Genomic DNA, 17,021 nt, shown 5'->3' with positions numbered 1-17,021 from the left:
GTTTGCTCCTTCATCACTCGGGGGGGGGGGGGCGCGCGCCCCGCCCCCCCCCCCCCCCCCCCGGGCCCCCCCCCCCCCCCCCCCCCCCCCCCCCCCCCCGACCGCGACCGCCCGCGACCCGGCCGTCACCGGCGGCCGTCACCGGCCAAGGGAACTCTCATGACCACGCTCATCGACACATCCAGAACAGCACCGCCTCCGGTGCGTCCGCGACCTTCCACCGCCCTCAGCACCTGGCGGCGGCGCGGCCCGCTGCTGCCGGCGCTGATCTTCACCGTCATCGTCACGCAACTGCCCTTCGTGGCCACGCTCGTCATCTCCACCCTCCAGTGGAACGTCCTGCGACCGGGCGACCGGCACTTCACGGGCCTGTCCAACTACGGGATCGTCTTCACCGACGGGCGGCTGCGCGCGGCGGTGCTGAACACCGCCGTACTCACCGCGTCGGTGGTCGTCATCAGCGTGGTCCTCGGCCTCGGTCTGGCGCTGCTGCTCGACCGCCGATTCCCCGGCCGGGGCCTGGCCCGCACCCTGCTCATCGCCCCGTTCCTCGTCATGCCGGTCGCGGCGGCGCTGCTGTGGAAGCACGCCGTCTACAACCCCGACTACGGCCTGCTCAACGGCACCCTCAACGCCGTCTACCAGTTCTTCGGCGCCGACCACGGCCCCACGGTCGACTGGGTGTCGAACTTCCCCATGCCGGCCGTCGTGATCTCCCTGGTGTGGCAGTGGACGCCGTTCATGATGCTGATCCTGCTGGCGGGCCTGCAGGCACAGCCCGGTGACGTGCTGGAGGCCGCCCGGGTCGACGGCGCGTCGGCACTCCAGACCTTCCGGCACATCACGCTGCCGCACCTGCGGCAGTACATCGAACTCGGCGTCCTGCTCGGCACGATCTACGTCGTGCAGACCTTCGACGCCGTCTACACCATCACCCAGGGCGGACCCGGCTCCCGGACCACCAATCTGCCGTACGAGATCTACCTGACCATGTTCCGCAAGTACGAGTACGGCGAGGCGGCCGCCGCCGGTGTCGTCGTCGTCCTCGGCTCGATCGTGATCGCGACCTTCGCGCTGCGCACCATCGCGTCGCTGTTCCGCGAGGAGGTGTCCCGATGACCACGCACGCGACCGCCGCCCCCGGGGCGAAGCTCAAGAAGTTCCTCCGCCGACGCGACGACCAGGCCGGTTCGCCGCGGCTGTCACCGCTGTGGACCTTCGTCGCCTGGCTCGCCACGCTGGCGTTCTTCGCGCCGGTGGCCTGGATGGTGCTCACCTCCTTCCACCAGGAGGCGGACGCGGCCACCAACCCGCCGACCCCCTTCGCCCCCTTCACCTTCGACCAGTACGAGACCCTCTTCGGCCGGGACATCACCCCCTTCCTCCTCAACTCGGCCATGGCCAGCGTCATTTCGACGCTGCTGGTGCTCGCCCTTGCGGTGCCGGCGGCCTACGCGCTGTCCATCAAGCCGGTCGAGAAGTGGACCGACGTGATGTTCTTCTTCCTGTCCACCAAGTTCCTCCCGGCCATCGCGGCCCTGCTGCCGGTGTACCTGATCGTCAAAGAGGTCGGGATGCTGGACAACGTGTGGACGCTGATCGTCCTCTACACCGCCATGAATCTCCCGATCGCGGTGTGGATGATGCGGTCGTTCCTCGCCGAGGTCCCGAAAGAGATCCTGGAGGCCGCCGAGGTCGACGGCGCGGGCCTGCCCACCGTGCTCCTGCGGGTCGTCGCGCCGGTCGCCATGCCCGGACTCGCCGCCACCTCGCTGATCTGCTTCATCTTCAGCTGGAACGAGTTCCTCTTCGCCGTCAACCTCACCGCGACCACGGCATCGACCGCGCCGGTCTTCCTCGTCGGCTTCATCACCAACGAGGGCCTCTTCCTCGCCCGGCTCTGCGCCGCCGCCACGCTCGTCTCGCTGCCGGTCCTCATCGCCGGTTTCGCCGCCCAGGACAAACTCGTCCGCGGCCTGTCCCTAGGAGCAGTCAAGTGAAAGCCGCCGTCATCGAAGCCCCCGGCAAGGTCACCGTCACCACGGTGCCCGACCCCACTCCCGGGCCGCGCGAGGTCGTGGTCGACGTGGCGGCCTGCGGACTGTGCGGGACCGATCTGCACATCCTCCAGGGCGAGTTCGCACCGACCCTGCCGGTCGTGCCGGGCCACGAGTTCGCCGGCGAGGTCGTGGGCCTCGGGCGAGACGTCACCGAACTCGCGCTCGGCGACCGCGTCGCCGTGGACCCCTCGCTCTACTGCAACGAGTGCCGCTACTGCCGCGTGGGACGCAACAACCTCTGCGACCGCTGGCAGGCGATCGGCGTGACCCGGGCAGGTGGCGCCGCCGAGTACGCGGTGGCTCCCGTCGCCAACTGCGTACGGCTGCCCGACCACGTGGACGTCCAGGACGCGGCACTGATCGAGCCGCTGTCCTGCGCCGTACGCGGCTACGACGTGCTCAACAGCAGGATGGGCTCCCATGTGCTCGTCTACGGCAGCGGAACGATGGGCCTGATGATGCTGGAGCTGGCCAAGCGCACCGGTGCCGCCTCGGTGGACGTCGTCGACATCAACCCGGAGCGGCTGGCGACGGCCGAGAAGCTGGGCTGCTCCAAGTCGGCGCTCTCGGCCGACGAGTTGGGGCGGCCGGCCGGCTGGGACGTGGTGATCGACGCCACCGGCAACGCCGCCGCCATCCAGGACGGCCTCGAACGCGTCGCCAAGGCCGGAACGTTCCTCCAGTTCGGTGTCTCCGACTACGCCACGACGGCCACCATCTCCCCGTACCGCATCTACAACCAGGAGATCACCATCACCGGTTCCATGGCGGTGCTGCACAGCTACGAACGGGCGGCGGAGCTGTTCGCCGCCGGAGTGCTCGATCCGCGGGTGTTCATCAGCCACCGGATGCCGCTGACCCAGTACCCGCAGGCACTGGAGCAGTTCGCGGCCGGCCAGGGCCGCAAGATCGTCGTGCTCCCCTGACACCACCCCGACCGGGGCCGTCGACGCCCCTCCCGGTCACACATGGTCGTAGCTGTCGTGCGGGGCCGGATCCGAGCGATGCCCGGGTCCGGCCCGGCGGCAGGCGGCTGCGGCATCTGGGCGGCCGTCTGGGGGCGGCCCTCCTGAGGTGTCGCTTCGCATGCTGGTCTCGCGTGCGAGGCCCGGCCATAATCAACGGGGCGGTAGGGCAAGGTTGTTGGAGGTCGTTGGCGCCGACTGGCGTCCGTGCGTCGACGTCCAGTGTCGCCGGTGCGGCCGTGACCCTGCGCTTGTCCTGAACCTCGAAGCACTGATCACCTTGCGGCTGGCGGTTCCCGGAGACAGGGAGTTGACCCACATGCCCCACCAGGACGCGGCCTCGCCGGACGGCGGTGGCGAACGGCTGGTCGCCGGCCGGTACCGACTGCTGTCCGTGCTCGGCGAGGGCGGAATGGGGACGGTGTGGCGCGCCTTCGACGAGGTACTGCGCCGGGAGGCGGCGGTCAAGGAGGTCCGTGCCTCCGTGGATCTTCCCGCGGAGCGCAGCGCGCGACTGCACGCCCGGCTGGAGCGGGAGGCCTGGGCGGCGGCACGGGTCAACGCCCGTGGAGTGGTGTCCGTCTATGACGTCGTCACCTTCGAAGGCCGGCCGTGGATCGTCATGGAACTGGTCCGTGGCCGGTCACTGGCCGACGTGATCGGTTCCGGAGGCGCCCTGCCGCCGAAGGAGGTCGCCCGGATCGGCGTCGAAGTGCTGGCGGCACTGCGCGCGGCGCACGGCGCGGGAGTGCTGCACCGCGACGTCAAACCCGCCAACGTCCTGCTGGCCGACGAGGGCCGGGTCGTACTGACCGACTTCGGGATAGCCACGGTGGAGGGCGACTCGCCGCTGACGATCACCGGCGAGGTCGTCGGTTCGCCCGAATACGTGGCGCCGGAACGGGCGTTGGGCCGCACTCCCGGCGCCGCCTCCGACCTGTGGTCGCTGGGCACACTGCTCTACATGGCCGTACAGGGCCGTTCGCCGTTCCGCCGGACAACGGCCCTGGCCACGCTGCGCGCCATCGTGGACGATGAACTGCCACCGCCGCACCGCGCCGGGCCGCTCACGCCGGTCATCGAAGGGCTGCTGCGCAAGGACCCCGAGCAGCGGATGACTGCGGAGGAGGCCGGGCGTGAACTGAGCCTGATCGCCGGGGAGTCGGCGATCCCGACGCAGGCGGGCAACGCCGCCGGTACTACGGCCGCCACGACCGGACACGGGACCACCGCCGTGGCCACGACCTCGGCCACGACCTCGGCCACGGAAACCGTCACGGATGTCGTCACGGATGCCGTCACAGACGTGGTGACCGTCGGCGTCACCGTGGTGGAGGAGTTGCTAACCACCACCTTCGCCTCCGGAAAGTCCGCGCCGACGGGGGCCGATGGCGACACCACGGCGAACCAGCCCGCCGCCGACGGTGTGGCGACCGCGCCCGTACCCGTGCCCGCGCCCTTGGGCGTGTTCGGTCCTCCTCCCGCCGGCGCGGGATTCGGTCCGTCGATCACGGCGCCCGACCCCGGCGCCGTGCCCGTGTCCACCCCTACCCCCACCCCCGAGCGGCGCAACCGCCGCCGTACCGCGTACCTGATGGGGGCGGCAGCGGCCGTGCTGGTCCTGCTCGGCGCTGGTCTGACCTACGCGCTCGTGGGCCGGGGCGGCGACGAGGACGACGGGACGGGGACCGGTGGGAGCACGTCGCGGCCCGTGTCGGTGACGGTGACGGGCGGTGCGACCACCTACGACGGGAGCTGCCCGCCGGAGGACGGCCAGGCGCCGTGGTTCACGGCGACGTTCACGACATCCCAACGGCCCGTCCAGTTCTCCTACCGATGGGTCTCGGAGAACGGATCGGTGGTGGACCGGGAGTGGCGGACGCTGGCGTTCCGGGAGGGTGACGAGACCACCAAGAAGGAGACGGTGCGGTTGTCGACGTACGCGCAGGAGGGGACGCTGCGCAGCGGGATGGCGGTGGAGATCCGGTCGCCGTTCGACGCCAAGTCCAACTCGGTCTCTTTTTCGGTGACTTGTCGTGCGAACAGCGGGTGATACGACGCCACACCGCACATAATCGAACTAACCTGGCCTCCTCCCCGAAGGAGTTTCCGTGCTGTCGGTCATAGTGGGACGCAGCGGTCCCTTCGCCGGTCAGAGCGTGGTCCTCGGCGACGCTCCGCTGACGTTCGGACGCAAGAGCGACAACGACGTCATCATCGTCAGCGTCAGCGCCTCCCGGTTTCACGCCGAGATCGTCGCGGAGAACGGCGCGTACGTGCTCCGCGACCGCGACAGCAGGAACGGAACGTACGTCAACGAGCTGCGCGTCACCCGGCACGAGCTGACGCCCGGCGACACCATTCGCATCGGCGACGAGACCTTCCTGTTCGAGACGCAGGAGGCCGTGGAGACGGTCATGGACCTCTCCCAGCTCGCCCTGCCCCGGGCCGACGCCGTCGCGAACCCGGGCGTGCTGCGGGTCACGGTGACCGGGGGCGGCCCGGTCGGACTCGCCTTCGCGCTGCTGCTGGAGGAGGCGCTCTCAGGGCGGGTCTCGATCACCGTCCACGACGGCCGGTGGGCCCGCAGCGGCACCGCCGTCGTCTGGAAGGACGAGACCCAGGGCAACGTCCGCCGTCAGCAGGTCGTCACCGTCCAGAGCCGGCAGTATCTGGCCCTGACGGAGGAGATCCAGACGACGCTGTTCGGGGAGGGACAGTTCTCCGAGATGTGGCCGCTGGGACCCGACTCCGTGGACGGGCGCCCGCCCCGCAACATTCGGATCGCCTACATCGAGGACCGGCTGCTGGAGCTGGCCAACACCAAGTCCGCGATCCGGCTGGTACCGAAGAAGTTCGACCCGGTGGAGCAAGGACACCTCATCGCCCGCGACCATGTGCTGGTGATCTGCGAAGGAGGCCGGTCCCGCACCCGCGAGCACTTCGCGGACCGCTTCGGCGCGGCCGACGCCACCATCTACTCCCTCGACGGGGAGCACCTCCAGGACGTGATCCTGGGCCTGCGGGTCAAGTCCCGGCTCTCGGACCCGATGAGCGTGCTGCTCACGGTCGCGCAGAACCGGTTCCTGCTCAACTCGCTGCGTGGCGAGGGCTTCTTGAACATGCGGCTGACCCGCGAGGAGGCGCGCGGCGTCATCGGCATCGACCCGGTGCGGCAGGTCTTCGAGGAGTGCATCGCGTCCCGGCCGTGCGTGATGAGCCGGCACGAGGACAACGAGTTCGTGTGCCCGACGCACGGGACGCTGTTCCTGCCGGCGTTGCTGCGCAGTTCGCCGCTGTGGAAGCGGATCCAGGAAGGGCTGCGGCTGTTCGGCGTCGCCGAGGACGACCTCAGCGCGATCACGTCGTTCCGGCTGGACATGGTGCAGCGCCCGAGGTTCACCGCCCAGCTCACCCGCCCGACCGCCGACCGCCCCGGGACGTACGGCTTCCTGCTGGGCGACGCGGCCAACGCCATCCACTTCTGGCCCGGACGCGGACTGAACAGCGGCCTCGCCTCGGCCGTGTCCCTGGCCCGCTCCCTCAGCCGCGTCTGGCGTGGCCGCCCGCTGCGTGACGCGGACTTCATCCGGCACGAGGCGGCGATGTCGATGCTGCAGTACCGCCACAAGAGCCGCGCGTGGAACGCGATGGTCACGACGGACGAGCGAGGCGTGACCCGGGCGATCAAGGACATCATCGACCGCAGCATGGAGGCCACGGCGGGACCGGCGGCCGGAGTCGCCGGATCCGCCGCCCGGATCGGCGGGTCGGCCGCCAGGGGCGCCGGGGCTGCCGGGGTTTCCGCGCCTTCGGGAGGAGGCATCGCGTCCTCGGGCGTGGGCCCCGCGTCCTCGGGAGGGACGGAGGCCGACCTGGAAATCCTCCTGGACCGCATGCGGTCCATCCGCGAGCGCCTCGCCGAGCGCCTTCCGGGCCTGCCCGACGACGAGAAGCTGCGCGCCCACCTCGCCGCGCTGGCGCCCGCGACCCTGCGGACGCTCCAGGAGAGCGGCGCATGGGACACGCTGATCGTCGGCGGCGAGGAGGCGGACATCGACATCTTCTACCAGCAGGACGCCCCGGTCTTCGTCCCCGCCACCCCCCGCGCGACCGACCAACTCCCCGACCCCCGCACCTCGGTCATCCTGGGCCCCGCCTGACTTGACGGCCTGCCGCACTCGGGCCGGCAGGCCGTTCCCTTCCTCTTGCTGTCCGGCGGTCGGCTGGTCGGACGTGCCACGAGCTCTCAGGCAGTGGCGAGTTGGCGAACTCGAAGGTAAGTGTTCGACATGTCGGACATTGTTCGAAAACTATTGACGTTGACTCATGACCCAATTCACACTCACGCAACGCGATGCCACACGGGCGAAACACCAGCACTTCCGCCGAGGCCTCGCGCCTCCCTCCGGCATGCCTTCTTCAGGGATGTGAACCCATGCACAGCGTGAGACCTCAGGGCCGCCCAAAATCCCGGCCGGGCGCTCTGGCGTTCGTGGCCGCCGCCTCACTCCTGATGGGCGCCGTCGGACCGGCGGCCCCCGCCCAGGCGGCGGAGATCACCGACGGCCTGGCTCTCTGGTACAAACTCGACGCCGGCTCGGGCACCGTGGCGGCGGACTCCTCGGGCAACGGCAGGAACGGCACCGTCAACGGCACCGCGGGCTGGTCGGGCACCGGAGAAGGGCTCACGTTCAACGGGTCCAACACCTACATCAAGGTGCCGGACAACATCATGAGCGGCATGAACTCGATCACCGTCTCGATGGACGTGCAGATCGACGCCGCCCAGGCCACGCCGTACTTCCTCTACGGCTTCGGCAACACCTCCAACGGCGCGGGGAACGGGTACCTGTTCACCACCGGCAACACGTTCCGCACCGGCATCACCTCCGGGACCTGGTCCACCGAGCAGAACACCCGGGTCTCCACCGCCCTGCAGCGCTCCGTCTGGAAGCACGTCACCTACACCCAGACCGGCACCACGGGCGTCCTGTACGAGGACGGCATGGAGGTGGCCCGCAACACCTCGGTCACCGTCACCCCCGGTTCCATCGGGTCCGGTATCACCACGGCCAACCACATCGGCAAGTCGCTCTTCACCGACGACAAGCTCTTCAAGGGCAAGATGCGCGACTTCCGGGTCTACAACCGCGCGTTGGCGCCCGGCGAGGTCCTCGAAATCAGCGGCAACAGCACGGGCGTCGCGAAGGTCACCCACCCCGCGCTGAAGATCGACGCCATCGTCGACGACGCCAACAGCAAGATCACCCTTCCGCTGACCGAAGGCACCGATCTCACCGCGCTCGCCCCGCAGTTCACCCTCGCCGAGGGTGCGACCATCAGCCCGGCCTCCGGCGCCACGCGCGACTTCACCGATCCCGTGACGTACGAAGTGACCGGCTCCGACGGCGCGAAGCGCACCTGGACGGTCGAGGCGCTGGTCATGAGGAGCCCGGTCCTGCCGGGACTCACCGCCGACCCGAACATCTCCCGGTTCGGCGACACCTTCTACATGTACCCGACCACCGACGGCTTCGCGGGCTGGAGCGGTACGAAATTCAAGGCGTACTCCTCCAAGGACCTGGTCCACTGGCAGGACCACGGCGTCATCCTGGACCTCGGACCCGACGTCTCCTGGGCGGACACCCGGGCCTGGGCCCCGACGATGGCCGAGAAGAACGGGAAGTACTACTTCTACTACTCCGCCGACACGAACATCGGTGTCGCCGTCTCCGACTCGCCCACCGGCCCGTTCACCGACCCCCTGGGCAAACCGCTGATCGCCCGCGGCGCCTTCACCGGCCAGATGATCGACCCGGCGGTCTTCACCGACGACGACGGCAAAACGTATCTCTACTGGGGCAACGGCCGGGCGTACGTGGTCCCGCTCAACGACGACATGGTCTCCTTCGACTCCTCGAAGATCACCAACATCACCCCGAGCGGCTACAACGAGGGCACCTTCGTCATCAAGCGCAAGGGCACCTACCACTTCATGTGGTCGGAGAACGACACACGTGACGAGAACTACCGGGTCGCCTACGCCACCGGCTCCTCGCCCACAGGCCCGTGGACCAAGCGCGGAGTGATCCTGGAGAAGAACCTCGCGCTCGGTATCAAGGGCCCCGGCCACCACTCCGTGGTGCAGGTGCCGAACACCGACGACTGGTACATCGCGTACCACCGTTTCGCCATCCCCGGCGGTGACGGCACCCACCGCGAAACCACCGTCGACAGGCTGGAGTTCGACTCCGCCGGCCTGATCAAGAAGGTCGTCCCCACCCTGAGCAGCGTCCCCCCGGTCTCCGTCGGCGCCACCCTGCCGACGAACACCACCCGCTCGCTCCAGTCGGTCAACTTCACCGGCCGCTACGCCGTCGCCCGCTCCGACAGCCTCGGCTATGTCGACCCGGTGACGTCCGCCAGCACCACGGCGGTCAAGCAGAGCGCCACCTTCACCGTCGTCCCCGGCCTGGCCGACTCCGCCTGCTACTCGTTCCGCGACTCGTCGGGCCGCTACCTGCGCCACAAGGACTTCCGGGTCCGCTTCGACGCGAGCAACGGCACGGCGGTCTTCAACGGGGACGCGACCTACTGCGCCCGACAGGGTTCGGCCACCGGTTCGGTCAGCCTGGAGTCGTACAACTACCCGGGCCGCTACCTCCGCCACCACAACTTCGAGCTGCGCGTCGACACCTTCCAGGACAACGCCACCTTCCGCGCCGACAGTTCCTTCACGGCCGTCGGCCCCTGGGCCTGATCACCTCCCGTTACTCGACTTCCGTTCCGTCGACCGGTTCTCGACCTGCGCTCTACCTCCTGACCGAAGTCGCGAACAGGGTTCGTGATTTCGAAGCCATGCGTCCGAAAGGAACTTGCCGTGCTCCGCACCTGTCGCTGGTTCATTCTCGGGGCCGCTCTGCTCGCCCTGTTCGCCTCACTCGTCACCACGCAGCCCGCCGGCGCGGCCGACGGCCGGCCGTTCACCAACCCGGTCAAGTCGCAGAAGGGCGCGGACCCCTGGCTGGAGTACTACAACGGCGACTACTACCTGATCACCACGACCTTCACCGGCGTGCTGACCATGCGGAAGTCGCCGACCCTGGCCGGTCTGTCCACCGCTCCCAGCGTCCAGGTCTGGAGTGACACCACAGCCGGCCGCAACACCAACATCTGGGCGCCGGAGATCCACTTCCTCGACGGCAAGTGGTACCTGTACTACTCCGCCGGCCCGTCCGGAGTCGCCTGTTGCGACTCCCAGCGCACCCACGTCCTGGAGAGCGCCGGTACGGACCCCATGGGCCCGTACACCTACAAGAACTCCCTCACCGGCACCAATCTCACCCCCGGCGGCTGGCTCATCGACGCCACCGTCCTCAAGCACGACAGCAAGCTGTACCTGGTGGGCAGCGGCTTCATCGGCGGCAGCAAGCAGAGCCTGGTCATCGCCCCGATGAGCAACCCGTACACGCTCGCCGACCAGAACTTCACGATCATCTCCAGCCCCACCCTGAGCTGGGAGACCGTGCAGACCCCCGTCAACGAGGGCCCCGAGCCGCTCTACCACGACGGCCGGACCTTCCTCTCCTTCTCCGCGAGCTTCTGCGGCACCCCGGACTACAAGCTCGGCCAGCTGGAGCACACCGGCAGCGACCCCCTCGACCCCGCCTCCTGGACGAAGAAGCAGACCCCCGTCTTCCAGCGCGACAACGCCGCAGGGGTCTACGGCCCCGGCCACAACGGGTTCTTCACCTCGCCCGACGGCACCGAGAACTGGCTCGTCTACCACGCCAACAGCACCACGAACGGCGGCTGCGGCAACGCCCGCACCACCCGCGCCCAGAAGTTCACCTGGAACGCCGACGGCACCCCGAACTTCGGCACCCCGGTCGCCCTCGGCACCACCCTGCCCGGCCCCTCCGGAGAGACGGCCGCCACCCCGACCGCCTACCAGCTGGTGAACCGCCGCAGCGGCAAGTGCCTGGACGTCCAGGGCGGCGACTCGGCCGACGGCGCCAACATCCAGCAGTGGGCGTGCCACACGGGCGCCAACCAGAAGTGGCGCGTCGAGGACCAGGGCAACGACACCAGCCGACTCGTGAACGTCGGCACCGGCAAGGTCGCCGACGTCGCCGGCTGCGGCTCCGCCGACGGCACCGACATCCGCCAGTGGTCCTGGCTGAACAACAACTGCCAGAAGTTCCGCCTCGTGTACACGGCCACCGGTGACTACGTACGGATCGTCAACGAGTCCACCGGCAAGGTCGCCGACGTCGCCAACTGCTCCACGGCCAACGGCGCCGACGTACGCCAGTGGTCCTGGCTGAACAACACCTGCCAGCAGTGGCGCCTCGTGCCCGTCAGCTGACCATCCCCGAGGGGCGGCTGCCCTTGCCCCCTCCACCAGGGCAGCCGCCCCACCTTCTCCTCTCTCCCACCGCACCAGACCTAGAAGCCATCCAATTGGTTTTTGCCAACGGAGATAGTCGCTGGCAGACGGGTTGCGATGACGGTTGAATGCCTTGGTGAGTGACTACTGGACACCCGCCCATCACGCGGTCGAGCACGACGATGCGGAGGCCCTGGCGCGGTTGTTGGCCGACGGCGCTGATCCCGACGAGGTCTTCAGCGACATGACGTTGCTGACGCACGCCATCGATGCCGAGGGCGACGGGTCCCTGCAGAGCGGTGAGCCACTGACCGTTCACATCACTGCTGTGCTGCTGGTCTTCGGCGCTGACCCGGAGCTCGCGGATCCGGGCGGTCACACCCCCCTCGACATGGCCGCCCACTACGGTCACGACCTGGCGGTGAATCTGCTGCGGGCCCACATCAGCAGGCGAGCCGCCGGTAACAGATGAGGGTGCAGGCGATGCTCGTGAAGGCGAGGGAAAGTTGCCCGGCTTCGTAGCCGTCGACTATTGAGGTTTCAGGCGGTCAGGACCCCGGTGCGGTCCATGCCCGAGCCCGACGCTCCGCCGTCGGTAGCCGGTCTACGTGCAGCCGGGCCTCTCGACGACCGGCACCGCCTCGTCCGGCGTCCCGAACGCGTTGAGGACGCTGTTCCGGCCCTCGGGGAGTATCCGAACGGAAACTAGCGGTAGCCGCTGACGTGGCACGCTCGTCACTGAGCGGGCTCGGTCTCCGTGCGCGGACAGGAGACTTCACCGTTCTGAAGGGCGGCGAAGTCGGCGTGTGCTGCCTCGACGGCTGCGGGGTATGCCTCACGCCTGGCGTGCTCGGCGAGTGCCCGGGAGACGCCGGCCACCGAGGGGTTCTGTCCCTTGCGCTTGCCGGTGGGGATGATGAGGTCGGGCTGGATCTGCTCGACGGACTCGCCGTTCGCCCTCCTCCGCAGCACGGTGTGCAGCATGTCGTCGGTGATGACCGGCGGTCGGCCGCCGTGCTTGCCCTTGCGGGCCGCGGTGCCGAGCCCTTCGAGCGTGGACTCCCGGATGTTCTCCCGCTCGGTCGCCGCCATGGCGGCGAAGAACGCGAACAGCAGCTTCCCCGGCCCGATGGGATCGTAGATGCCGGGCAGCGGCCCGGCGAGCATCGCCAGCACCAAACCGTGGGCGGTGAGGTGGTCGGCGAGCGCGGTGAGTTCGGCGGCGTCGCGGCCCAGCCGCTTCATCTCGTACACGGTGATGATGACCCGGCAGTGCGGGGCGTGTGCCTTGATCTCCCGCGCCGTACGCAGCGCCTGTTCGAACTGAGGGCGCACCCGTACCCGGGTGCTGATCTTCTCACTGAACACCTTGTCGCGCGGGATGCCGTGCGCGGTGAGCGCGTCGAGCTGGGAGTCGAGTTCCTGGCTCAGGTGCGAGCAACGGGCGTACCCGATGCGAATGTCCGCGCCTGGGGTGTCCGCGACGGCTGGGCGGGGGGCGGGGTGCCGGGCCGCCACGGTTGACCCGGCCCGCGGTCGGCCGGGGTCTGCACCCGCAGCAGCTTCGCGAGACGGGGCACCTTTGTGAACCGACCCGTGTGGTACGCGCCGGCGACCGCGCCGCCCTTCCAGCGGCAGGGCGAGCCGGGCTGAACATCACAGCGGGGGCAGGGGTGCAGCTCTACCTCGTCCGCGTCGCTCGGCAAGGGGTCCTGAGTGTCAGTCACAGCCTGGAATCCGCGTACAACACAAGTCTCAGAAGAGGGTTCGGACCACGTTTACGTGAGAACGGGTTCTGAGAACCGATCGAAGATCGACGGCGGCCCAGCGGCCTTTTGTTGATCTCGCTCGGGCATAGGGTCGTTTGCGATAGGCCCCACTGATCAAGGACTCGCCCGATCCTCGATCACTCCTCGGCGGTCAACCCTTGCAGTGGGCCGGAGGCCAGGACGCTGGTGACGAAGTTCGCCAACTGTGCCCGCATTCTTTCCCGCGGAATACGCTCTTCTCCGGCCAGGTGCTCGACGAGGTCGGCTCGTGTGGCGGCGAGCAGGGCGTGGGCGGTGAAGTCGCTGTCGGTCAGGCCGGGGATCTGCTCCAGTACGCCTCGGAGCAGGCTGTGCCACCGCTCGTAGTGTTCCGCCCGGTACGGGCTGCTGCTCCCGCCTTCCTCCAGGGCCAGCGCGAGGCGCCGGTTGTCGAGTTTGAAGCACAGGACGGCGTCGAGCAGGGCGGGTACGCGATCCCGCGGTGGGGTCGCGGGCCCCAGGGGTGGCGGGCCGGTCTCGACGGCCTGCCTGATCGGTTCGAGCCGTGCCGCGTACAGCGCGCGGAGCAGCCCGGCGCGATCGCCGAAGGCCCGGAAGAGTGTGCCCTTGCCGACGCCGGCCGCAGCCGCGACGTCGGCCATGGTGACGTCTTCGGGACTTTCACGGCGGGTGAAGAGGGCGTCGGCGGCCGCGAGCACGGCATCCCGGTTACGGATGGCGTCCTTGCGAGACGACTGGCGTTCGGGCATGCCGCTCCTCCAATTGCAAAACGGACCCGTGGTCCATATCGTTGAACCGGACCAAGGGTCCGGATTCTATGACTGGAGGATACCCATGTCCGCACCGACCTCCCCGGCGGATCTTTACCACCACAGCCTGCGACTGCTGCTCGACAAGGACATTCCCGCGTGGGTCGCCCTGTGGGCCGAGGACGGCCTCATGGAGTTCCCCTTCGCCCCCGACGGCTGGCCCCGGCGTCTGGAGGGCAAGGAGGCCATCGCCGCCTACATGCGCCACTACCCCGACCACATCGACCTGCACGACTTCCCCGACCTGCGGATCCACCAGACCACCGATCCGGCGACCATCGTGGTCGAGATGCGCGGTGTCGGCCGTCTGGTGGAAAGCGATGCTCCCTTCGACATGACCTACATCGCCGTCGTGACCGTTCGAGACGGACACATCACTTCCTACCGCGACTACTGGAACCCCCTCGCCGTCCAGGAACCCGGCGCCGACTTCGCCGGGAGTAGCCGATGACCACCGCCGGCACCACTCTGGTCATCGGAGCCACCGGCACCACCGGCAGCCGCACCGCCGCACAGCTGACGGCCACGGGGCACCGCGTCAAAGCCGCCAGCCGCCGGGCCACCCCGGTCGCCGGCACCGAGCCGGCCCCCTTCGACTGGTACGACCCCACCACCCACGCGGCCGCCCTCGACGGCGTCGACCGCGTCTACCTCATACCGCCCCTGGGCGACTCCGACCCCGCGGCAATCGTGCTGCCGTTCCTCCATCAGGCCCGCACCGTCGGCGTGCGCCGCGCGGTGCTGCTGTGCTCCTCGGCCATCCCCGAGGGCGGCCCGGCAGTGGGAACGGTGCACCAGGCCCTGCCCGATCTGTTCGAACAGTGGGCGGTACTGCGGCCCTCGTGGTTCATGCAGAACTTCACCGGCACGCACGCGCACGCTCGCAGCATCCGCGACGAGGGCATCATCTGGACCGCCACCCAAGGGGGCCGGGTCGGCTTCGTCGACGCCGAGGACATCGCGGCCGTGGCCGTCCGCGCACTGACCGACGAGCAAGCGCCCAACACCGATCTCGTCCTCACCGGACCCGAGGCACTCCGCTACGACGACATCGCCGCGATTATCACCGAGGTCACCGGTCGGGCCGTGGTCCACCGCCGTCTGTCCTACGAGGAGATGCGCGATCGCCTCACGACGCAGGTGCCGGTGGAGTTCGCCGCAATGCTGGCCGGCATGGACCGTGCCATCGCCGGAGGGGCGGAGGACCGCATCACCGACACCGTCCAGCGCCTCACCGGTCGGCCCCCGCACACCTTCCAGGCCCTCCTCGAGAGGGAGATGCGATGCGGCAGCTGATGTTCCAGGACGATCAGCAGTTCTGGTTCGAGACCCCGGCGGCTCGGCCGCCACCGTTGGACCATCGAACGCACCATGTCCTGGCTCGCCGGATGCCGACGCCTGCACCGTCGCTACGAACGCAAAGCCGACCACTTCCTGGCCTCCACCAGCATCGCCTGCACCCTCATCTGTTACCGCAGACTCGCCAAATAGGGACGGATACGGCCGGGCTGGATTGAGCGCCGTCACTCGCCGTTACCGAACCACAAGAAGCGGATCAGAACCGTGGGAATTCTCCAGCGGCGGCCACTTGGCGGGGAGCGATCTGGCCGCCGATGGTCACTCTGCGTTCCCGGATGGTTCGTCGTTCTTGATCGGTCCCGGCGGCAGCCAGGGCCTGGCTCCGGTGGCACCTGGACGGGGTTGTTGCACATGCCGTAGCGGCATGTGGTGGGGTCGGGGCACCACAGCACGAAAGGCTCTGTCTGCGATGTACCCCTCCCTCACGCCTCCCCGGCAGGTCAAGATCGGTGATGCCGCTGCGTTCGCCGGGATCACCCCACGCGCCATCCGCCACTACCACGAGATCGGTCTGCTGCCGGAGCCCGAGCGCGGTGGGGACGGCCGCCGCCGCTACGGCTATGACGACATGACCCGCCTGCTGTGGATCCGCAAGATGGCTGATGCCGGTATCAGCCTGGACGACATGCGGGCCGCCTTCGGCGAAGCCCGGGACGAAGCCGGAGACGAAGCCCTGGACCAAGCCCCGGATATCGAGTCGGTCCTGAGCAGGCTGGAGGAAACCTTGGCGGCGCAGGAGGCCGCCATCAAACGTCGGCGCGCGGCTGTCCAGCGCCTGCAGGCGGTGGGCAGCCCACTGGGGCTTCTCTCCGAACTGGTCACGGACCGGCTCAGCCACCTGCCCCCGGGAGCGTTGCGCCCCTCCGATCTGGACGCCCTGCTAGTCACGGAACGGATCTTCGGGCCGCTGGGCGCCGCCATCCAGGCCGGCACGTTCATCGTGCTGGCCACCCACCCCGACCTGCGGGCCGAGGAGGACCGTCTTGAGGCGGCCGAGGCCGCTCTCGACGACGGCGTCGAACCCGACGACCCGCGCGTCGAAGAGCTCGCCGTACAGCGATGCGCTCACCTAATGGCCCTGAATCAGGCCATCGAGGCAGCTGGTCTCGACGCGGCCGAGGAGAAGATCTTCGAGATCTACGACGCCGACCTGAAAGGGGAGGAGGGCACAGAGATGAGTGCCGCCACAGCGATCACCAAGATGCCCTACGACTTCTCCCCTGCCCGGATGCGCTGCCTGGAACTCGCCGGACGACTCTTCGGCGAGGCCCTTGCCGACGCCTACTCCGCGGACAGTTGATCGCCCGTGCCTGGCACTGATGTGGCCCGACAACCGGTCACGTCCATCCGCATGTGACCGGTCGGGGCAGACGTCGAGCCCGGGACGTAGCCAAGAGTGACATCACAACTGGCCGTACGTGGGGATTCCGAGCTGGCCGCTGACTCCACCTCGCCCATCTGATCCATCAGAATGAACGGGTTGAGGTGCCGGTGGTCGATCCCCGCGAAGGCGCGGCGCACCGGGAATCCCTCGCCCTCGAACCCGCTCGGCGCGGTGGTGACGGCGAGCACGGGGCGGGAGACGGCCTCGGCGGGCGCGGAGACCCGGGGGAGGGCCAGTGGGTTCTCGACAGTCACTGCAGGCATGGTCGGGACCTCCTCAAGGC

General features: G+C 69.0%; 13 protein-coding genes and 3 pseudogenes. 12 read left to right on the top strand and 4 right to left on the bottom strand.

The genetic code is table 11. The features are described from left to right. The first annotated feature begins 159 nt into the window (after positions 1–159). The 8 genes and pseudogenes from ABT147_RS01060 to ABT147_RS01025 all read left to right on the top strand — a co-directional run bounded on the left by ABT147_RS01060 (position 160) and on the right by ABT147_RS01025 (position 11,889). The gene (locus tag ABT147_RS01060; RefSeq protein WP_351401335.1) at positions 160–1,119 is read left to right on the top strand and encodes a carbohydrate ABC transporter permease; all 960 of its coding nucleotides are present in this window, start codon (positions 160–162) and stop codon (positions 1,117–1,119) included. After that, entirely contained in the window at positions 1,116–2,000 is an 885-nt protein-coding gene (locus ABT147_RS01055; protein ID WP_351401333.1) for a carbohydrate ABC transporter permease, read from the top strand. The genes ABT147_RS01060 and ABT147_RS01055 overlap by 4 nt, the downstream gene beginning before the upstream one ends. Further along, positions 1,997–2,986, top strand: a complete 990-nt coding sequence (locus tag ABT147_RS01050; RefSeq protein ID WP_351401331.1) for a zinc-dependent alcohol dehydrogenase family protein — start codon at positions 1,997–1,999, stop codon at positions 2,984–2,986. Before ABT147_RS01055 ends, ABT147_RS01050 begins: the two co-directional genes overlap by 4 nt. Positions 2,987–3,344: 358 nt before the next feature. After that, the gene (locus ABT147_RS01045) at positions 3,345–5,078 is read left to right on the top strand and encodes a serine/threonine-protein kinase (protein WP_351401328.1); all 1,734 of its coding nucleotides are present in this window, start codon (positions 3,345–3,347) and stop codon (positions 5,076–5,078) included. A gap of 58 nt (positions 5,079–5,136) precedes the next feature. Continuing rightward, the gene (locus ABT147_RS01040; RefSeq protein WP_351401326.1) at positions 5,137–7,188 is read left to right on the top strand and encodes an FHA domain-containing protein; all 2,052 of its coding nucleotides are present in this window, start codon (positions 5,137–5,139) and stop codon (positions 7,186–7,188) included. A 314-nt stretch (positions 7,189–7,502) separates the two neighbouring features. Then, a pseudogene (locus ABT147_RS01035) lies at positions 7,503–9,788 on the top strand (family 43 glycosylhydrolase); the annotation flags it as partial. A 120-nt stretch (positions 9,789–9,908) separates the two neighbouring features. Then, on the top strand, positions 9,909–11,396 hold the full coding sequence (locus tag ABT147_RS01030; protein ID WP_351401322.1) for a family 43 glycosylhydrolase: 1,488 nt from the start codon (positions 9,909–9,911) through the stop codon (positions 11,394–11,396). 157 nt (positions 11,397–11,553) lie between these two features. After that, positions 11,554–11,889, top strand: coding sequence for an ankyrin repeat domain-containing protein (locus tag ABT147_RS01025; RefSeq protein WP_351401320.1), 336 nt, complete (start codon positions 11,554–11,556; stop codon positions 11,887–11,889). A gap of 263 nt (positions 11,890–12,152) precedes the next feature. On the opposite strand, the gene ABT147_RS01020 is transcribed toward ABT147_RS01025, so the two are convergent. From ABT147_RS01020 to ABT147_RS01015, 3 genes are all read right to left on the bottom strand, one after another. Next, positions 12,153–12,935, bottom strand: a complete 783-nt coding sequence (locus ABT147_RS01020) for a recombinase family protein (RefSeq protein WP_351401317.1) — start codon at positions 12,933–12,935, stop codon at positions 12,153–12,155. Beyond that, a complete protein-coding gene (locus ABT147_RS47255; RefSeq protein ID WP_502983009.1) occupies positions 12,845–13,144 on the bottom strand; it encodes a zinc finger domain-containing protein in 300 nt (99 codons plus the stop codon). The genes ABT147_RS01020 and ABT147_RS47255 overlap by 91 nt, the downstream gene beginning before the upstream one ends. A gap of 179 nt (positions 13,145–13,323) precedes the next feature. Continuing rightward, positions 13,324–13,935, bottom strand: a complete 612-nt coding sequence (locus ABT147_RS01015) for a TetR family transcriptional regulator (RefSeq protein WP_351401315.1) — start codon at positions 13,933–13,935, stop codon at positions 13,324–13,326. Between the two features lie 85 nt (positions 13,936–14,020). Between ABT147_RS01015 and ABT147_RS01010 the strand changes: the two genes are divergently transcribed. The 4 genes and pseudogenes from ABT147_RS01010 (at position 14,021) to ABT147_RS00995 (ending at position 16,654) form a co-directional block, all read left to right on the top strand. Next, positions 14,021–14,446: a nuclear transport factor 2 family protein gene (locus tag ABT147_RS01010; RefSeq protein ID WP_351401313.1), complete on the top strand. Its 426-nt coding sequence runs from the start codon at positions 14,021–14,023 to the stop codon at positions 14,444–14,446. Next, positions 14,443–15,291: an NmrA family NAD(P)-binding protein gene (locus ABT147_RS01005; RefSeq protein WP_351401311.1), complete on the top strand. Its 849-nt coding sequence runs from the start codon at positions 14,443–14,445 to the stop codon at positions 15,289–15,291. The genes ABT147_RS01010 and ABT147_RS01005 overlap by 4 nt, the downstream gene beginning before the upstream one ends. Positions 15,292–15,327: 36 nt before the next feature. Then, positions 15,328–15,486 (top strand): annotated as a pseudogene (locus tag ABT147_RS01000) (transposase); the annotation flags it as partial. Between the two features lie 277 nt (positions 15,487–15,763). After that, a complete protein-coding gene (locus ABT147_RS00995) occupies positions 15,764–16,654 on the top strand; it encodes a MerR family transcriptional regulator (protein ID WP_351401308.1) in 891 nt (296 codons plus the stop codon). Between the two features lie 137 nt (positions 16,655–16,791). On the opposite strand, the pseudogene ABT147_RS00990 reads toward ABT147_RS00995, so the two are convergent. Next, positions 16,792–17,001 (bottom strand): annotated as a pseudogene (locus ABT147_RS00990) (pirin family protein); the annotation flags it as partial. Between the last annotated feature and the right edge of the window lie 20 nt (positions 17,002–17,021).

This window comes from Streptomyces sp. NPDC001868, from assembly GCF_040297125.1.
Classification (GTDB): Bacteria; Actinomycetota; Actinomycetes; order Streptomycetales; family Streptomycetaceae; genus Streptomyces.
Note: the sequence above shows the minus strand (reverse complement) of the source record. Positions and strands in the feature narration are given on the sequence as shown.